Raw genomic sequence first — 16003 nt, forward strand, 5'->3', positions numbered from 1 at the left:
ACGGATCAACCGGACTTGGTATCAGTCGGTGCCCGGGTCGGTGGCCTCCTCGGGCGGGGCCCACTCCGAGTCCGGCGGGCGCCGGTCCCGGTGCGGCCGGGCCTTCTTGACGTGCTCGGCGGCGACGCCCTGGCAGGTCGGGCAGAAGTAGATGGTCCGCTTTTTCTCGACCGTCGCGCCGTCGTCGTCGGTCCACTCGTGCGAGAGCTGGTGCTGCTGGCGGACGTAGTCGTCGCAGCGGAGGCACGGGAGGTTGGTCCGGCGGAAGACCCAGTGGCGCGTGTTCCAGGCGTGGGCGTGGGGCGAGTAGCGCAGGTCGCGGTCGGCGGCCTGCTGGGCCTGGACCGCCTCCGGCACGGTCCGCCCGCCCTCGCGGTAGGCCTGGGCGCACAAGCGCGGCGTCGTCTCGGCCAGGCACGCCCGCTCCTCGTCGTCGAGTTCGCCGACCACACGCCACGGGTCCATCCGGCACGTGAAGAGGATCTCGGCTCGGAGGTAGTTGCCGACGCCCGCGGCGACCGACTGGTCGAGCAGCGCCGACCCAATCTCGCGGTCGGGCTGGAGGTCGAGCCGGCGCAAGAACTCATCGGCGTCGAAGGCGCCGCTCTCCGGGAGCACGTCCGGCCCGAGCAGCCCGAGCGCCGGGATCTGCTCGTACGGGTCGCCCCGGCCGACGGTGAACTTGGGCGCCGAGTACAGCAGCGCCGCCGCGTCGTCGGTCACGATCCGGGCCCGCTCGCGGCGGTCGCGCGTGGCCACCTCGTCGGCGTCGGGGGCCACCACCATCCAGCGGCCCCACATGAGGTAGTGAGAGTGGAAGAACAGGTCGCCCTCGACCTCGCCCACCAGGTGCTTGCCGTGCGCCCACACCCGCTCGACGCGCTGGCCGACGAAGGCGTCGGGGTGCTCGGCCAGCCACGCCTTGGCCGCCTTCGTCCGGGCGCCGATGGCGCGGATGGGGCGGCCGGCGAGCGCGTCGTGCAGCAGGTCGGCGGAGCGTTGGACCTCGGGTCCTTCGGGCATCGGGCGGGTGGAGTCGGGCGGTGGGTATGAGCCCGACCGCGTCGGGTTCGGCCCCGGGACCGGTTCGGGATTGGCCCTAGCCCGCCGATCCGTGGGTTCGGTGCGTCCGTAGATCCGCGCAGCGGACGGCGCGGCCCGACCTGCCCGCTGGTGGGGCGCACCGGACGGTCTCGGCCACCGTTTAACTCTCGGCCACGCGGACCGATGCCGGCCACTCGCTCACATCCCCGCCGGATGCCGACTCCGAAGCCGCCCGTCCCCCCGCACCGCTGGCCGGTCGCCCCCGCCCCGACGTTCGCCGGCTGGACGCCGCCAGCCAAGCCGGCCGCCAAGCCGCCGGCCGCCCCGAAGCCCGACAGGGCGAAGCCTGCGCCCCGCCGGCCCTGACGCTCAGTCGCCCAGGCGGTGGCTGAGGAGCCACTCGTAGACCTCGGGGTTCGCGTACGTCTCGGTCCACGAGTCGTGGCCGGCGTCGGGGTAGACCGTGAACCGGACGTCGCCGCCGGCCTGGCGGAGCGCGCCCACCATCCCGACCGACGACGCGATGGGGACGACGGGGTCCATCGCCCCGTGGAAGGCCCACACCGGCACGCCGCGCGCGGCCTCGACGCCGAGCGGCAGCCCGCCCCCGCAGATCGGGACGGCCGCCGCGAACCGCTCGGGCATCTGCGTGATGGCCTCCCACGTGCCGAACCCGCCCATCGACAGGCCCGTGAGGGTTACGCGCGAGGCGTCGATGCGGTACGTGGCGAGGGCCGCGTCGAGCGCCGCCGCGACCCGGCCGACCGTCCACCGCTCGCCCGTCGGCACCTGGGGCGCGACGATGACGAACGGGAGGTCGCGCCCTTGGCGCCGTTCCTTCAGCGGCCCGTGGACGCCGACGAGCGCCAGGCTGTCGCCGCGTTCGCCGGCGCCGTGGAGGAAGAGGAGCAGCGGCCACGCGCGGTCGGGCTCGGCGTCGTAGCCGTCGGGGAGCGAGACGAGGGCGTCGCCCGAGGCCGTGTCGGTCCACCCGCCGTCGTAGGCGAGGCGGGGCTGGGCGCTGGCGACAGTCATGAGCGTGGCGAGGCAGAGGAGGCGGAGCATCGGCGTCGGTGGAGCGTGTGTGAAGCTAGCGTCCGGCGCTTGCTCCTCACGCTGGGTGAGGGCCGTACGCTGGGGCATGAGCACGTCAGACCTCCGTGTCGGCGAGGTGGTCGCCCGGTCGGGCGTCACCGTCCGCACGCTCCACCACTACGACGAGATCGGCCTGGTCCGCGCCCGGCGGAGCCCGGCCGGCCACCGGCGCTACGGGCCCGCCGAGGTCGAGCGGCTCCACCACGTCACGGCGCTCCGCGCGCTGGGGCTCGGGCTCGACGTGATCCGCGACGTCCTCGATGCGCCCGACATCGACCCCGTCGCCCTCGTCGCCCACCAGCGCGCCGCGTTCGCCGCTGAGGCCGCCCGCCTCGACGCCCTCGCCGGCCGGCTCGGCGACCTCGAACGGCTCCTCCGGCTCCGCGCCGAGACCGGCGTCCCCGTCGACCCCGCCACCTTCCTCGCCCTCACCCAAACCATGAACGACGTCGAAAAGCACTACACCCCGGAGCAGCTCGACCAGCTTGCCGAGCGCCGCCACCAGCTCGGCGACGACCAGGTCCGCGCCGTCGAGGCCGAGTGGCCCCGCCTGTTCGAGGCGCTCGGCCGGGAGCTCGACGCCGGCACGGACCCCGCCGACCCCAAGGTCCAGGCGCTCGTGGACCGCTGGGACGAGCTGGTGGCGATGTTCACCGGCGGCGACGCTGGTCTCCACGAGTCCCTCGGGAATGCGTGGAACGACAACCACGACCAGATCTCGGAGATGAACGGGCTTTCGCCAGACCGGATGCAGGCGCTCTTCGCCTACGCCCAGCGCGCTCGCGAGGCTCGGTAGAGCCACGTCCCGGTGCGCCTGCCGTCGGGTAGGTTGGCGGGCTCACTGGCACCCGGCTCCGTGGATCGCGCGACCGTCCTGCTCCCGTTCGTCGGCATCATCGTCGGGCTCGGCCTGGCCGACCTCCTGCTGAGCTTGCACCGGACGGTCCGGGCGCGGCGGCGGTGGCACTGGCTCCCGGCCTTCTGGACAGGCCTGACGTTCCTGCTCGTGCTGATGTACTGGTGGGTCTTTTCGGAGATCGTGACCTCGCCCGTGCTCGGCTCGTTTGGCCGGTTCGCGTTCCACCTCGGGAGCCCGGTCCTGCTGTTCCTCCTCTGCGCCGCCGCGCTCCCCGACGACGTGGGCGACGGGGAGGACCTCCGCACGTACTACTTCGCCAACCACCGCTACTTTTTCGGGCTCATGGCTGCGTCCGGCGTCCACGGGGCGCTCGACTACGGGTTCAACTACGGGAGCTGGGGGTACCCCGTGCCGTGGATCGCGCTGGTCGTGGCGGGCCTCGCCACGACGCTTGCCATGACGCGCCGGCCAGCGGTCCACGTCGTCGTCTCCGGGCTCATCGCGGCACTGTTGGTGTTCCTCATCGGCTCGTTTACCCGGACGTTCTGAGCCCGGTCACGCGGCCTGTCGGAGACGGACCGTAGACGGCGCCGGGCGCCCGGCTCGCGAGCGCCGGCTGGGCGGGACGTGCCAGCCTCGTCCTTCTACAATCCTGAAGCGCGACGGCGGACGACGCGGTCGAGCCCCTCGGCAAGACCAAGCGTCAGGAGCCCGAAGGCCACCCAGGGAAGAGCATCCACTGGGGCGAGGCCGGCGAAGGCCTGGGTGAGAGGGGCCTGAAACACCAGCAGAAGGACGGCTCCCAAGGCGGTCACCGCCGGTGCAGCGAGGGAGCGCCGTGGAGCCGAGGCCGCCCGGCGCTCGACCTCGACGGCCCCTACGACCCGGTCGGCAAAGCCGGGTGCGAACGGGGCGGGCTCCATCTCCAGCGCGGCCCAGACCTCGCGGTAGGCGTCGAGGGCGGCCTGAGTCGTGGGGTCCAGGCGTCCCGAGAGGTCGGAGGGGTCGAGGTCGCCGGAGAGGAGGGCCTGGAGGTCAGAGTCGGAGAGCGGGGTCATAGCCAGTCCTCGCGGGGGGTCGCGGTGAGGAGGAGATCTTTGAGCCGTTTGCGAGCGCGGAACAGCGTGTTCTTGACCGTCCCAAGCGGGAGCCCGAGCGTCTCGGCGACCTGGGCGTGTGAGAGCCCGTCGAGGTGGAACAGCGTCAGGGCCACGCGGTGGGCCGGCGGCAGGGAGTCGATGGCCGCCCGGAGCACGCGGTCGCGGTGCTCGGCCTCGGACGCCGCGTCGGAGTCGTCGGGTCCGGGCGGCTCGGGGGCGTCGGTGCCGAGCCCGATCGGCGTGGGACGCCGCCTGCGGACGTGGCGGAGCGCGGCGTGATACGCGATCCGCCCGACCCAGGTCGAGAGCTGGGCGTCGCCGCGGAACTGGTCGAGCCGGCGGTGGACCTGGAGGAACACCTCCTGCCCGACGTCCTCCCGCTCGGCGGGGTCCGCGACGACGCGGCCGACGACGTGCGCCACCAACCCCTGGTACCGGACGACGAGCGTGCGGAAGGCGTCGGGGTCACCTGAGCGAGCAGAGCGGAGGAGGGCGGAGTCGTCGGGCATGGGCGCCCAACAGAGACGTGGGCCAGTGGCAGGGTTGCACAGGGCAGAAAAAAGGAGTGCCGTGCAACCCTGGGCCGAGATGCGGTCTCTGTCGGGGCACACCCACCCCGTCCTCCCATGGACCCGTTCGACTCCTTCGACATGGCCGTCGAGACGCTCTCGGTCGCCGCCGTCATCATCGCCTTCATCTGGTCGAAGGGCGCCACGCGACGCCGGCTCATCGACCAGGGCATGCTCAACGAGGGCTACGCGCTCGCCCTCGACGCCGAGGCCCGTGCCGCGCGCTGGACCGCGCTCCGCTGGGGCCTCGTGCTCGCCGGGTTCGGCGCGGCCCTCGTCGTGAGCGGCGCGCTCGGCCTCGACGGCCAGGGGGCGGCCCCCTGGGGCCTCGCCGCCCTGGGCGCCGCCCTGGGCTACGTCGCCTACTTTTTCGCCTCCGCCCGGCTGTCGCTCGACGTGCCCGGCCGAGCCCTCGCCGCCGCCGTCGCGGTCGGGCTCGCAGCCCTGGCGGGGCCGGCCCAGGCGCAGCCGGTCTACCCGGCGCTCGCCAGCGAGCAGTGGACCTCCACGGCCGACGACGGGCACAGGACCTACGTCTACGAGGTCGGCCGGGCCCAAGCCGCCGGCGACACCGTCGTCGTGCTCCACGGCGGGTGGGGCGCCGAGCACAGCTACCTCGTGGACGCTCTCCTCCCGCTCGCCGACCGGACGCGGTTCGTGCTCTACGACCAGCGGGGGTCGCTCCGGTCGCCGGCCCCGGACTCGACGATCACGCTGGGCCGCCTGGTCGCCGACCTCGACGCGCTCCGCGACGACCTCGGCCTGGACCGCGTGACACTCGTGGCCCACTCGATGGGCAACCACCTCGCCTACGCCTACCTCGCCGCCCGCCCCGAGCGCGTCCGCGGGCTGGTCCTCGTCGGCCCTGTGCTCCCGGCGGCGTTCGAGCAGACCGGACCCGGGACCGAGTTCCTCGCCGACGTCTGGCCCGACGCGGACTCGGCGGCCGTGTCGCAGGCCTACATCGACGGGCTGATCGCCCCGACCTTGCGCGGTCTCCGGCGACTCGTGGACGAGGGGCTGATGCCCGAGCGGTTCGCCGACGTGACGGCCGAGCAGGTGATGTCGGGCGCCATCGACGCCGAGTTCCAGGCCGCGCGCCGCGCGCTCTCCGCCCGCGACCGGTCGCGAGCGTGGCGGGTCGAGTTCGCCGCCGTCAACACGTGCGACGGGTCGAACTGGCGCCAGATGCAGGGCGGCGGCGTGTTCTACAACGGCGCGGTCGCGAGCGCCGTCCTCTCCGACTCCACGCTCGACGCCCAGGTCGCCGCGTTCTGGCCGACGCTCCAGCGCTTCGAGGGGCCGGTCCGCGCGATCATTGGGACGTGCGACTACGTCGACCCCGGTCCCATCGTGTGGCCCCGCGTCGTGGGGCGGTTGCCCGACGCGACGCTGGCCGTGGTCGAGGGCGCCGGCCACTCGCTGTGGATGGACCGGCCCGCGGCGTTCGCCGACGCCCTCCGCTCCGCGCTCGACGACGCGACGCGCTGACTCAGGCCGCCCGTCGGAGGTCCGGTTCGCGCCGGTCATCCGCGATTGCGAGGAGGCGGTCGAACTGGGCCTCCGAGATCTCGGGCGGCGTCCGCGTGTTGGGGACGGTGCCGAAGAGGGCGAGCCAGTCGTCCTGGACGATGGGCGGCGGGTCGAACAGATCCAGCACGCGCGTCTCGCACGCGAGCACGGTTCCGCACTCGGCCGCGCGGTCGGCGCACACGGCGTCCCAGTCGCCGTCGTGGACTTCCCCATGATGGATCGTGAGCGGGACCGGGAGCGGCGGGTTGCCGTCGACGACCAGGTTGCCGGGCGGGCGCATCCGGCGCGCGGCGTACCACGCCGCGGCGTCGGCGTGCGACCCGAACCGCTCGGCCACTTCGAGCACGGCGACCAGGCGCCAGTGCGCCGGCCGGCCCGGCACGCCGCCCCACCGCCCCTTCGTCGTCGTGAACAGCACGGTGTCGCCGACGGCCAGGCGCGGCACGAACCCCCGCCCCCGGCTCGACGACGTGAGCGCCGGCATCGGGTGCTCGAAGTCGGGCTCGCGGCGGCTCATCCCGTTCGCATACGGTGGAAGCGCGTACGCCTCGACGGCGCGGCGCCCGCCGAGCGTCTTGACGAGCGGCCAGTAGGAGCACAGGAAGAATCGTCCCATGCCGCAAGGTCCGCCGCGCGAGCGTCACCGCTGCGTCAGCGGTGGCCCTAGCTGGCCGTGGGGCGGGACCGCGCGGTCCCGGGCGACGTAGACCGGATCCCCTTTCCCTGGCTATGCGCGTCCTCTACAACTCCGCCGCCGGCAGCGCCGACCAGTCCGACGTCGAGGCGCTCCGCACGATCCCCGGCGTCGAGTTCGTCGACTGCGACGCGCCCGAGGACACCATCGAGGCCGCCGCCGACGCGGCCCACGCCGGGATCGACTTGGTCGTGGCGGCCGGCGGCGACGGGACGGTCCACCTGGTCGCGAACGGGCTGATGCGGGCCGGGACGACGGCCGAGACCCGGCCCGCGCTCGGCGTGATCCCGGTCGGCACGGGCAACGACTTCGCGCGGACGCTGGGGATCGACCGGAGCGCCCACCCCATCGAGGCCGCCGACGCGATCCGCCGGGCCGAGCGGCGCCTGCTCGACGTCATCCGCGTCTCGCACCCCGACGACCACGACGAGACCGACTACGCCATCAACGTCTGCGCCGGCGGGTTCTCGGGGGCCGTCGACGAGGTCATGACCTCGGAGCTCAAGGCGACGTGGGGGCCGCTGGCCTACCTCGTCGGCGCGGTCAAGGCGCTCCCGGACCTCACCGACTACGACACGCGGTTCGCCTGGGACGGCGGGCCCGACGAGCGGATCGCGGCCTACAACGTGGTCGTCGCGAACGCGCGGACGGCCGGCGGCGGCAAGCCGGTCGCCCCCCGCGCCGACCCCGAGGACGGGCTCCTCGACGTCGTCGTCGTCCGCGCCGGGGCCGACCTGGGGCGGTTGGCGGCGCGGGTCCTGGCCGGCGACTACCTCGACGACGGCGACATCGTCTACAACCGGGTCTCCCGGCTCCGCATCCGGTCTCGGCCCGGCATGTGGTTCAACGTCGACGGCGAGCTCCGCACGAACGCGCCGATCACGTTCGAGGCCGTCCCGGGTGCCCTCCGCGTCTGCGTCGGGCCGGAGTACCGGGCCAAGGCGGGGCGGTAGAGTCGGTGGATCCGACCACGTCCGACGGCCCGGTCTCTGTTCGGGACCGGACGGCGTGGGGGGTATGGGAGGAGGGTCTCGTCCAAACCCCCCACGCCCATACCCCACACGCCCCCCAGCTCCGAACGGAGGCACGGCGACAGGACTTGGGATGCCCCCCCGCGCCGAGCGCGCTAGCTGCCGTTGACGGTGCTGGCCCGCTTGGCGAGCTTGGCCACGTAGAACCCCTCCAAGAGCTCGTTCGGCAACACGCGCCGCGTGAGCTCGAGCGACTGCGGGAACGGCCGGTCGTTCCACGCCGACAGCCCCGGCGCGGCCTGGTCGGCGACGGGCCCGCGCGTCGGGAGCCCGGCGTCGACGAGCTCGAGGGCGTCGCCGAACGTCTTGAGCACCTTGGCCACGACGCCCTCGTTCTCCTCGGGCGCGAACGTGCACGTCGAGTAGACGAGGGTGCCGCCGGGCTTGAGCGCCTGGATGCCGGCCCACAGCAGCTTGACCTGCTTCGAGCGCATCTCGCGGATCTTGCGCGGGCTCCAGTAGGCCGTCGTCTCCGGCTCGTGCGTCCGGAAGCGGCCCTCGGTCGAGCACGGGGCGTCGACGAGCACGCGGTCGAACGACTCGGGCTCGCGGCGCCAGTAGACGGCGCCGTTGCCCATCCACGGGAGCACATTCGTGGCGCCCTGGGCGTAGACGTTGGCCTTGAGCTTGTAGAACCGGGGCCGGACCTTCTCGACGGCCGTGACCTCGCCCTGCCGCCCGACGAGGGCCGAGAGCTGGCCCGTCTTCGAGCCCGGCGCCGCGCACAGGTCGAGCACGCGGTCGCCGGAGCGCGGCGCGAGCGCGAGCGGGGCCAGCTGGCTCGACACGTTCTGGATGTAGATGTGGCCGTCGGCATAGGGCCGGCTGGCGAGGAGCGCCGGGCGCCCGTCGGGCGGAACGGAATAGGCGCCGGGCACGCCCTCGACCGGCGCGACGGGCACGTCCTCGTCCTCGAGCACCGCGACCGTCTCCTCCTCGTCGCGGAGCATGGTGTTGACGCGGAAGCCCGTCGCGATGGGCGCCTCGAACGAGGCGAGGACGGCGTCGAGCCGGTCGGCCGGGACGATCTGCTGGAGCCGGGCGACGAACGGGTCGGGAAGCGGCACGGGGGCGGGTAGAGTGGAAGGCAACGCTAGCCCCCCACAATCGCCGTTTCAGATCCAGGGTACCGGGAAAAGGGGAAGGAGACGAGGGCTCGCTGCGCTCGCCGGGAAATGGGAACGAGGAAATGGGAATTGGCAGAGGGCGCGCTGGTCCGACCCCAGCGCCGAGGACCACCTGCGCCAAGGTCAAGGGAGCGCCCGAGCGAAGAGCGAGACGGCGCCTCGTGGCCTCTCCGAGACGACAGCGGGCGTCCGCCTCTGCCCGTTCCCCATTCCCATTTCCTCGTTCCCGCGAGCGCAGCGAGCTACAGCTCTCCGCGGTAGCTCAGGCGGTGCGCGAGGTGCGTCGGCTGGGGGAGCTTCACCTTCTCGGCCAGGCGGAGCGCCAGCCGGCCCGCGTCGCGCAACGTAATCCGGTGGCCGACCGACACGTAGACCGGCTTGACCCGCTCGCGCGTCCTGAGCGCGACGGCGACCGTCTCCCCCTTGTGGACGAGCGGCGCCCCGCTCCCCTTCGCCTCGCCCAGCTCGCCCTCGACGCGGCCCACCAGGATCGACTTGGCGACGCCGAGCGCGGGCGCGTCGAGCAGAACCCCGAGGTGGCACGCCAGCCCGAACCGGCGCGGGTGCGCGAGCCCCTGGGCGTCCAGCATGTAGACGTCGGGCAGCGCCGCGAGCTGCTCCAGCGCCGGCAGGATGGCCGGGACCTCGCGGAAGCTCAGCAGGCCCGGGACGTAGGGGAACGGCGTCGGCCCCTCCCAGATCGCCTGGTCCACGACGGCCCGCGCGCGGACGTCGAACACCACGACGGCCGCCCGGACCCGGTCGTCGCGGACGCTGACGTCGAGCCCGGCAACGGTCCGCACGGCCTCGAAGTCGAGCGGCTCCTGGCGGACGAGCGGCGCTAGCTGGCGCTGGATCTCGACGGCCTCCGTCGGCGTGACGTCCCAGGCGTGGGCGTGGCGGAGGTCGAGGGCGGGCACGGCGCGGGAGGGCAGGTGGACGGGTGGGACGCACGGGACGCCAGCCGCGGTCCGCCATCTGGCGTAGGGACACCATTCGTCGTGTCCGACCAGCCCGCTGGCGACCTCGCGCTCGGCAGGGACACGACGAGTCGTGTCCGTACGGGGAGGGTCGGTGGTCGGCTCCCCTCTCGCTTGCCCGTTCCCATTTCCAGCGAGCAGCCCGTCCCGCTGGCTGGGGGCCTACGCCCCGTCCTCCCCCGTCCCACCGCCCAGGAACTTCGGGAGGTGGACCTTCGGGACCTCGGGGAGCGTCGGGAGCTCGACGTCCGGGAGGTCGGCCGGGTCGGTCTCCGGCGCGGCGTCGGCGCCGTCGGTGGCCGAGATGGGGGTCGTGGCGGCGCGGCGGCCGGCGACGTCGCGGAGCGCCGCCGCGTCGGGGACCGTCGAGGGGCCCTCGCGGTAGGCCTCGTAGGTCGGGCTCAGGATCTCGATCTCGGCCTCGGCAAACCGGTCCTGGATGTGCTGGTGGATGTCGCTGTAGAGCCGAGCCATCCGCGTGACCTCCTTGGTGTAGGCGTTGAGCTGGTAGGCCACCGAGAAGTCGCCGAGCCCCGTCTGCAACACGAACGGCGGCGGCTCGGGCTCGACCCCGACCGTGTCACGCGCCGCCTGGGTCAGCAGCTGGTGGACGCGCGGCCACGGCACGTCGTACCCGATGGTGACCTCGGTGTGCAAGATGACGCCGCTCCCGTCGCGTGCCATCGCCGAGTAGTTGACGATGTGGTTCGACAGGACGTTCGCGTTGGGCACCGAGATGTCCTCGTTCTTCGTCGTCCGGATCCGCGTCACCAAGAAGCTCTTCTCGACCACGTCGCCGAACGCCTCGCCCACACGGACGCGGTCGCCGACTCGGAACGCCCGCGTGTAGGTCAGGACCACGCCGGCCACCATGTTCGAGATCGCCGTCGAGGACCCGAGCGAGATCAGCAACCCGAAAAAGACCGTGAGCCCTTGGAAGCCGCGGTTGTCGGCGATCGGCGTGTACGGGTAGATGAGCATGATGCCCATTACGATGAGGAAGAACTTGACGATCTTCCGGGTCGGGTCGGCCAACTCGGCGTGGAACCCCTTGAGCTCGGCCTCGCCGCGCGAGACCCGCATGAACAGGTAGTCCGAGATCCGCATGATCCAGCGGACGACGACGATGATCACCAGGATGGCGATGACGTTGTCGATCGAGCTCAGCAGGAGGGCGGCGAGCTGGCGGAGCGGCGTGAGCGCGGCCTCGAGCAGGTTCTCGCTCCAGCTCTGGGTCCACGCGAACTGGCCGAAGACGAACGTGAGGAACGTGTAGACCAGGACGAGCGAGAGGGCCACCCGGGTCAGCCCGACGAGGACGCGGCCGAACCGGGCCACCTGGTCCTTGCCGACCACCTCGAGCGTCCCGATCCGGACGCCCCGGAGGTAGCGCTCGCGCGTCGAGAGCGTCCGCGCGTCGAGCCAGGCGAACAGCCGGCCGAGTGCCCGCAGCGCCAGGACCAGCACGAGCAGGGCGAGGGCCGAGTACGCGAGCCCCCACAGGACGCCTCGGAGCGTGGCCTGCTCGCGGTACGTCACGACGCCCTCGACGATCAGCCCGCGGTAGCGCTCGGCGGCCTGCGTCCGCGTCAGGCCGAGCGCGGCGGCGTCCTCGTCGGTCACCGTCATCACGATCACGTCGCCGACCTGGATCGTGGTGAGCGTGTTGCCGTCGACGATGCGGAGGGCCTCGGGGTCGATCTCGCGGCTCTGGGCGAGGTCGGCCAAGCGCTCTGAGAGCCGCTCGGCCCGCTGCTCCGGCGAGAAGTTTCCGAGGCCGCCCCAGACCTGGAACAGCGTCCGCCCGAGCAGGCCCACGTCGACGCCCTCTTCGAGCGCGTCGGTGACGGTCGCGGCGGTGTCGGCGAGGGCCGCGACGGCGGCCGAGTCGAGCTGGGCCGCGGCCGAGTCCGACAGCGTCTCGACGGCCGAGCCGCCCGCGACGGCGGCCGAGTCGGCGGCGGTCGAGTCGGCCAGGGCCGTCGAGTCAACGGCCGCCGTGTCGGTCGGCGTGGCCGGCGGCGCGGGGGCGGCCGTCTGCGCCGAGGCGGAGGCGGCGAAGGCGACGAGCAGGAGCCAGCGGAGGACGGTCGGCACGGGCGGCGTGGGGAGTCTCCCCATACGATACCGCCGGCGCGTTCAGCCCGTGGCGCACCACACGAGCCCGACGGGGACCCGGCCCCGGACGTCGGCGCCGGCGGCCTGAAACGCCGCCGCGTCGGGCAGCCCCTCCCCCACCCAGGCGTTGTCGACGCCGTCGCACGAGAGCGCGAGCATGACCCGCTGGGCCGCCGTCAGACACCGCTCGCGGAGGTGGACGCGCTGGCCCAGCTCGCCGCTGGCGCGGACCGTCACGAGCACCCACGCGCCGTGTGCGGCGCCGTCGGGCCGGAGAGGGGCGACCAGTGCCTCGGCTTGGGGCGGGAGGGCGAGGAAGGCGCACGGCGGAGCGGCGTACGCCCCCGAGACCGCCCCGACCTCCTCGATCGCACGCGCGACCGCGTCGCCGGTCGCGGGACGGGGCGTTGAGGCCAAAGGAGACGGGGCGCTCACGGCGAGCATGGGAGACCGGGGGGGATCGGCCGGTCTCCCAAAGCGTGTGCCAGCGTGAGGTCCGCCGTCGTCGGCCGCCTCGGCGCGGGGCCGGGCGCGCGCTTTCGCAACGGGGTTTGTCACGAGACCGAGGCCGTTCCGCGCCTGGTGAACAGCCTTGACCGCTAGCCTCGGCCTGCCGGGGGGAGCAGGAGACGCCCGGCGTCGGCCCAAATCGTAATCGTGGCCCCTGGACCTGAGCGCAAGCTTCCGTCCGCCTTCACACGGACCGCGCGCCCGCGCCTTGCCCGGCCTCGGCCCCGCGCGGTATGTTCTCGGCCCTCGCTGGCCTCCCAGCGGGCTGAGGGCTCTTAGCTCAGTTGGTTAGAGCGCGTCGTTGACATCGACGAGGTCACTGGTTCGAATCCAGTAGAGCCCACGACACAAGCCCCCTATCCTCTTGCAGGACAGGGGGCTTGCCATTTCGGGGTACAACATGGGTACAACATTCGTCCGGCTGGCCTCGGCGCCCCCAGCGGACGTGTCTCAGCGGAAACGCCCGGTTGAGACGTGAGACACGTGAGACATGAGACCTATCGAGACGGGTCGCGAGTGAGACCCATCGGGGCCGTGAGACACGACGGCGGGCGGGGTGGAACACTTTATGCGGGATCGCGTATACTGAACACTCCGCCTCTCACGAATGCCCTCCCCGCTCAAGCCGCTCCAGTTCTGGGCTGACGCGCTCGACGTCCTCCGCGCCTGCCCGGACCCGGTCAAGCAGGACGTGGGGTTCGCGCTCGACGAGGCCCAGCGCGGCGGGAAGTCGGGGAGCGCCAAGCCGATGCCGAGCGTCGGGCGCGGCGTCTACGCCATCCGTACGAACCACGACGGCGAGACCTACCGGACGTTCTACGTCGCCCGCTTCCGGGAGGCCGTCTACGCCTTCTACGTCGTCCACAAGAAGGCGACGAAGGGGATCGACCTCCCGAAGCATCAGAAGGACCTCGCCGCCAGCCGCTACCGCGAGATCGTCGAGTGGCGGGCGGCCGAGGGCCTCGATTGACCCCGCTCGCCTCGACGCGCACCGCACCCGTATCCCACAGCCCCCCGTTCCCATGACCGGCCCCACCCCTTCCACTGGCAACGTCTTCGCAGACCTCGGCTTCGACGACGAGGAGGCGTCCCTCCTCGCGGTCAAGTCCCGGCTCCTCTCCGCGCTGGCGTCCTACGTCGGCGAGTTCGACACGCAGGCCGAGGCCGCCGACGCGCTCGGCGTGAGCCAGCCCCGCGTCTCCGAGATCGCCAACGGTCGGCTCTCGAAGTTCACGACGGACCTCCTCATCAAGCTCTGCCACCGGGCCGGCGTCGGGGTCAGCGTCGACACGGACCGGCTCGCCGCTGCGTAGGCCGGGAGGGGTTTCTGTCAGGAGGGGAACACAACTTGCCAGGAACCACCGCCGGCACTCACCCTCGGCGGTCCCCCTCATGGTTTCCGTCCTGACGAGAACATTACTTGCGAGGAACCACTGGCCGAGGCCGAGTGCCCCCGCCGGCCGGAGCCGACGGAGGCAGCGACAGAGGGGCGAGCCCTACTCGGACCGGAACCCGACGAGCTCGCGCTCCCACGTCTTCGCTCCACCGTCATGTCTCTGGCGAGTCCACTTCCGGTAGGCTCGGGAAGGCCACTCGGCAGGGAGGTCCGACGGCTCCAGCCCCGCGAAGGCGGCGGCCCTGTCGAGCACGTCGTCGAGCTTCTCCGTCAACGAGAAGAGGTCATCCTCCACCCGCTGCCAAGCGGCCCGGAGGACGTAGGCCGGCCCAGCCTCGACGAGCGCCGGGTGGACATCAAGGCGGTGCGGGGTGGCGTCGAGGGCGTCCACGTACTCTCCGGGACGGTCCTTCGAGCGAGGGGGGAGCGCGAGCGGGTCGGCGAGGGCTCGCTCCCCGAGGGGGAGCGTGAGACAGGGGACCGGGGCGCCGAGCGGGAGGGCGAACCCCTTCCCCGTCAGCGCGCACGTGTACCGGGCGAACCCCTTGCCCACCTCCGCCGCCTCGGGCGTCGGCTTGCCGAGGCGTTCGCGGGTCCGCCCCAGCTCAGCGAGAGACTCGGCTGTCTCCCCCGGACGCCACCCCAGCGCGGGGGCGCCGTAGCTCCGGCACGGGAACGCCCCGAAGTAGCCGAAGAGGTCGACGGCCCCCTCGCTCGCCGCGAACGCGCGGAGCCGAGCGAGAAGCCGGGGCAGGGTCTCCCCGTTGGGCCAGAGGTCCGTGTTCAGGGCGTGGTCGGCGGGGGCGAGATCGCCCGGGGTCGCGTCCTCCGTCGGGACGTCGGCCATGAAGGCGGGGGCCGGCCGAGAGAGCGCCTCGATGACCTCGGCGAGCCTCTCAGCTCGGGCCGCGTCGTGCTCGTCGGGCTCTCCAGCCTCACCCGTGGTGGCGTGGTACCGGCCCGTCCTCAGGTAGTCCAGGGCGGGTGCGGGAGCGACGGCGGGAGTCGTCGCGTGGGGTGCGGTGGTCTGATCACTCATGGTGGAAGGGGTATGGATTGGGGGGACGGTGAACCGAGCGGCCGTCGTAGAGCCGGGCCGCTCGACAACTCAGGCAGCGAGGCGGAGCGGCGGGCGGGCCGTCTTGGCCGGTGGGGCAGGCGGCGTCTTCGTGACGGCGACGTAGCCGGTGGCTTTCGTGCAGGCAGCGATCCGGGCCTTGACCTCGTACGTCTTGAGCGCCTTCAACTCGCCCGCCAGCGCGTCGACGGCCGGGCTGTACTCGTACGTCCGCCGCGTGCGGACTGAGAGCGTGAGGCCGTCGGTGTCGAACGTCGAGCCGTCCTCGTCGAGGAGCGCCGAGTAGATCGTGGGTTCGAGCGCTTTGAGCTCGGCGTCGAGCCGCTTCCGCTCGGCCTTGAGACGGAGGTAACGGGCGAGGTCGGCGGGGTCGTCGAGCGTGCGGAGCGTGTCGTACATGGGTTTGCGAATCGAGGGGGAGTGTCCAGTTTGTCCAGAAGGGAGCGCCCCGGACCGAGTGGGGGTCTGGGGCGGCGGCGGAATCAGGAGTAGAGCGCGATGAGGGCGGGGTCCTCGCAGTTGTAGAACAGCGCCTCGTACTTCGCGCACTGGAGCTCGTACTCGATCGACGTCTCGATCTCGTCGAGGAGGTCGGGCGTGCAGGCGACGGGGGCGCCGTGGGGGGCCTTGACGCCCTCGACTTCGTAGCGGCCGGGCTCGACGTTGGCGACGACGGCGAGCGAGCCGTGGAGGGCGGAGGGGACGTGGACGGTGATGCTGAACATGGCTCTGTGCGGGGTGGCCTGTCGGCCGGTGAAAGGGGAGGCGTTGCAGCGCCTTTGACTGATCCCAATGTACAGACTTGTCTGTACCATGTCAAGAGTTTTCTGTACGGCGGGCAGATTTTTCTGTACCTTGAGCCTGCCCCC

The 16003-nt window shown here is 72.5% G+C and carries 18 protein-coding genes and 1 tRNA gene; 7 read left to right on the forward strand and 12 right to left on the reverse strand.

The features are described 5' to 3' along the window. Window positions 1–21 precede the first annotated feature (21 nt). Complete coding sequence (locus ACOOHE_RS19295; protein ID WP_420455729.1) at window positions 22–1023, reverse strand: Fpg/Nei family DNA glycosylase; 1002 nt, start codon at window positions 1021–1023, stop codon at window positions 22–24. 390 nt (window positions 1024–1413) lie between these two features. Further along, the gene (locus ACOOHE_RS19300) at window positions 1414–2109 is read right to left on the reverse strand and encodes a prolyl oligopeptidase family serine peptidase (RefSeq protein WP_420455730.1); all 696 of its coding nucleotides are present in this window, start codon (window positions 2107–2109) and stop codon (window positions 1414–1416) included. Between the two features lie 76 nt (window positions 2110–2185). Between ACOOHE_RS19300 and ACOOHE_RS19305 the strand changes: the two genes are divergently transcribed. Both ACOOHE_RS19305 and ACOOHE_RS19310 read left to right on the forward strand, forming a co-directional pair. Next, window positions 2186–2935: a MerR family transcriptional regulator gene (locus ACOOHE_RS19305; protein ID WP_420455731.1), complete on the forward strand. Its 750-nt coding sequence runs from the start codon at window positions 2186–2188 to the stop codon at window positions 2933–2935. A 60-nt stretch (window positions 2936–2995) separates the two neighbouring features. Further along, window positions 2996–3547: a hypothetical protein gene (locus ACOOHE_RS19310; RefSeq protein ID WP_420455732.1), complete on the forward strand. Its 552-nt coding sequence runs from the start codon at window positions 2996–2998 to the stop codon at window positions 3545–3547. 95 nt (window positions 3548–3642) lie between these two features. Here the strand turns inward: ACOOHE_RS19310 and ACOOHE_RS19315 are convergent, their stop codons facing one another. Together ACOOHE_RS19315 and ACOOHE_RS19320 are read right to left on the reverse strand one after the other, a co-directional pair. Beyond that, complete coding sequence (locus ACOOHE_RS19315; RefSeq protein ID WP_420455733.1) at window positions 3643–4056, reverse strand: hypothetical protein; 414 nt, start codon at window positions 4054–4056, stop codon at window positions 3643–3645. Next, window positions 4053–4607, reverse strand: a complete 555-nt coding sequence (locus ACOOHE_RS19320) for an RNA polymerase sigma factor (RefSeq protein ID WP_420455734.1) — start codon at window positions 4605–4607, stop codon at window positions 4053–4055. The genes ACOOHE_RS19315 and ACOOHE_RS19320 overlap by 4 nt, the downstream gene beginning before the upstream one ends. Before the next feature lie 117 nt (window positions 4608–4724). Between ACOOHE_RS19320 and ACOOHE_RS19325 the strand changes: the two genes are divergently transcribed. Further along, window positions 4725–6158: an alpha/beta fold hydrolase gene (locus tag ACOOHE_RS19325; RefSeq protein WP_420455735.1), complete on the forward strand. Its 1434-nt coding sequence runs from the start codon at window positions 4725–4727 to the stop codon at window positions 6156–6158. A 1-nt stretch (window position 6159) separates the two neighbouring features. Here the strand turns inward: ACOOHE_RS19325 and ACOOHE_RS19330 are convergent, their stop codons facing one another. Continuing rightward, window positions 6160–6816: a hypothetical protein gene (locus ACOOHE_RS19330; RefSeq protein WP_420455736.1), complete on the reverse strand. Its 657-nt coding sequence runs from the start codon at window positions 6814–6816 to the stop codon at window positions 6160–6162. Between the two features lie 113 nt (window positions 6817–6929). On the opposite strand from ACOOHE_RS19330, the gene ACOOHE_RS19335 reads away from it, so the two are divergent. After that, on the forward strand, window positions 6930–7847 hold the full coding sequence (locus tag ACOOHE_RS19335) for a diacylglycerol/lipid kinase family protein (protein ID WP_420455737.1): 918 nt from the start codon (window positions 6930–6932) through the stop codon (window positions 7845–7847). 173 nt (window positions 7848–8020) lie between these two features. On the opposite strand, the gene ACOOHE_RS19340 is transcribed toward ACOOHE_RS19335, so the two are convergent. From ACOOHE_RS19340 to ACOOHE_RS19355, 4 genes are all read right to left on the reverse strand, one after another. Continuing rightward, entirely contained in the window at window positions 8021–8992 is a 972-nt protein-coding gene (locus ACOOHE_RS19340) for an RsmB/NOP family class I SAM-dependent RNA methyltransferase (protein ID WP_420455738.1), read from the reverse strand. Window positions 8993–9294: 302 nt separating this feature from the next. Then, window positions 9295–9972, reverse strand: a complete 678-nt coding sequence (locus ACOOHE_RS19345) for an endonuclease V (protein WP_420455739.1) — start codon at window positions 9970–9972, stop codon at window positions 9295–9297. A gap of 222 nt (window positions 9973–10194) precedes the next feature. Then, the gene (locus tag ACOOHE_RS19350; protein ID WP_420455740.1) at window positions 10195–12129 is read right to left on the reverse strand and encodes a mechanosensitive ion channel family protein; all 1935 of its coding nucleotides are present in this window, start codon (window positions 12127–12129) and stop codon (window positions 10195–10197) included. Window positions 12130–12171: 42 nt separating this feature from the next. Continuing rightward, on the reverse strand, window positions 12172–12567 hold the full coding sequence (locus tag ACOOHE_RS19355; RefSeq protein WP_420455741.1) for a hypothetical protein: 396 nt from the start codon (window positions 12565–12567) through the stop codon (window positions 12172–12174). A gap of 362 nt (window positions 12568–12929) precedes the next feature. Between ACOOHE_RS19355 and ACOOHE_RS19360 the strand changes: the two genes are divergently transcribed. The 3 genes from ACOOHE_RS19360 (at window position 12930) to ACOOHE_RS19370 (ending at window position 13973) form a co-directional block, all read left to right on the forward strand. Then, window positions 12930–13003, forward strand: a tRNA-Val gene (locus ACOOHE_RS19360). Between the two features lie 264 nt (window positions 13004–13267). Continuing rightward, on the forward strand, window positions 13268–13630 hold the full coding sequence (locus ACOOHE_RS19365; protein ID WP_420455742.1) for a type II toxin-antitoxin system RelE/ParE family toxin: 363 nt from the start codon (window positions 13268–13270) through the stop codon (window positions 13628–13630). Between the two features lie 52 nt (window positions 13631–13682). After that, complete coding sequence (locus tag ACOOHE_RS19370; RefSeq protein ID WP_420455743.1) at window positions 13683–13973, forward strand: helix-turn-helix domain-containing protein; 291 nt, start codon at window positions 13683–13685, stop codon at window positions 13971–13973. 183 nt (window positions 13974–14156) lie between these two features. Here the strand turns inward: ACOOHE_RS19370 and ACOOHE_RS19375 are convergent, their stop codons facing one another. The 3 genes from ACOOHE_RS19375 to ACOOHE_RS19385 all read right to left on the reverse strand — a co-directional run bounded on the left by ACOOHE_RS19375 (window position 14157) and on the right by ACOOHE_RS19385 (window position 15859). Next, window positions 14157–15095 (reverse strand): hypothetical protein, encoded by a 939-nt coding sequence (locus ACOOHE_RS19375; protein WP_420455744.1) that lies wholly within the window; start codon window positions 15093–15095, stop codon window positions 14157–14159. A 69-nt stretch (window positions 15096–15164) separates the two neighbouring features. Beyond that, window positions 15165–15533: a hypothetical protein gene (locus ACOOHE_RS19380; protein WP_420455745.1), complete on the reverse strand. Its 369-nt coding sequence runs from the start codon at window positions 15531–15533 to the stop codon at window positions 15165–15167. A gap of 83 nt (window positions 15534–15616) precedes the next feature. Continuing rightward, complete coding sequence (locus tag ACOOHE_RS19385; protein ID WP_420455746.1) at window positions 15617–15859, reverse strand: hypothetical protein; 243 nt, start codon at window positions 15857–15859, stop codon at window positions 15617–15619. Between the last annotated feature and the right edge of the window lie 144 nt (window positions 15860–16003).

It is taken from the genome of Rubrivirga sp. (genome assembly GCF_965213695.1).
GTDB lineage: Bacteria > Bacteroidota > Rhodothermia > Rhodothermales > Rubricoccaceae > Rubrivirga.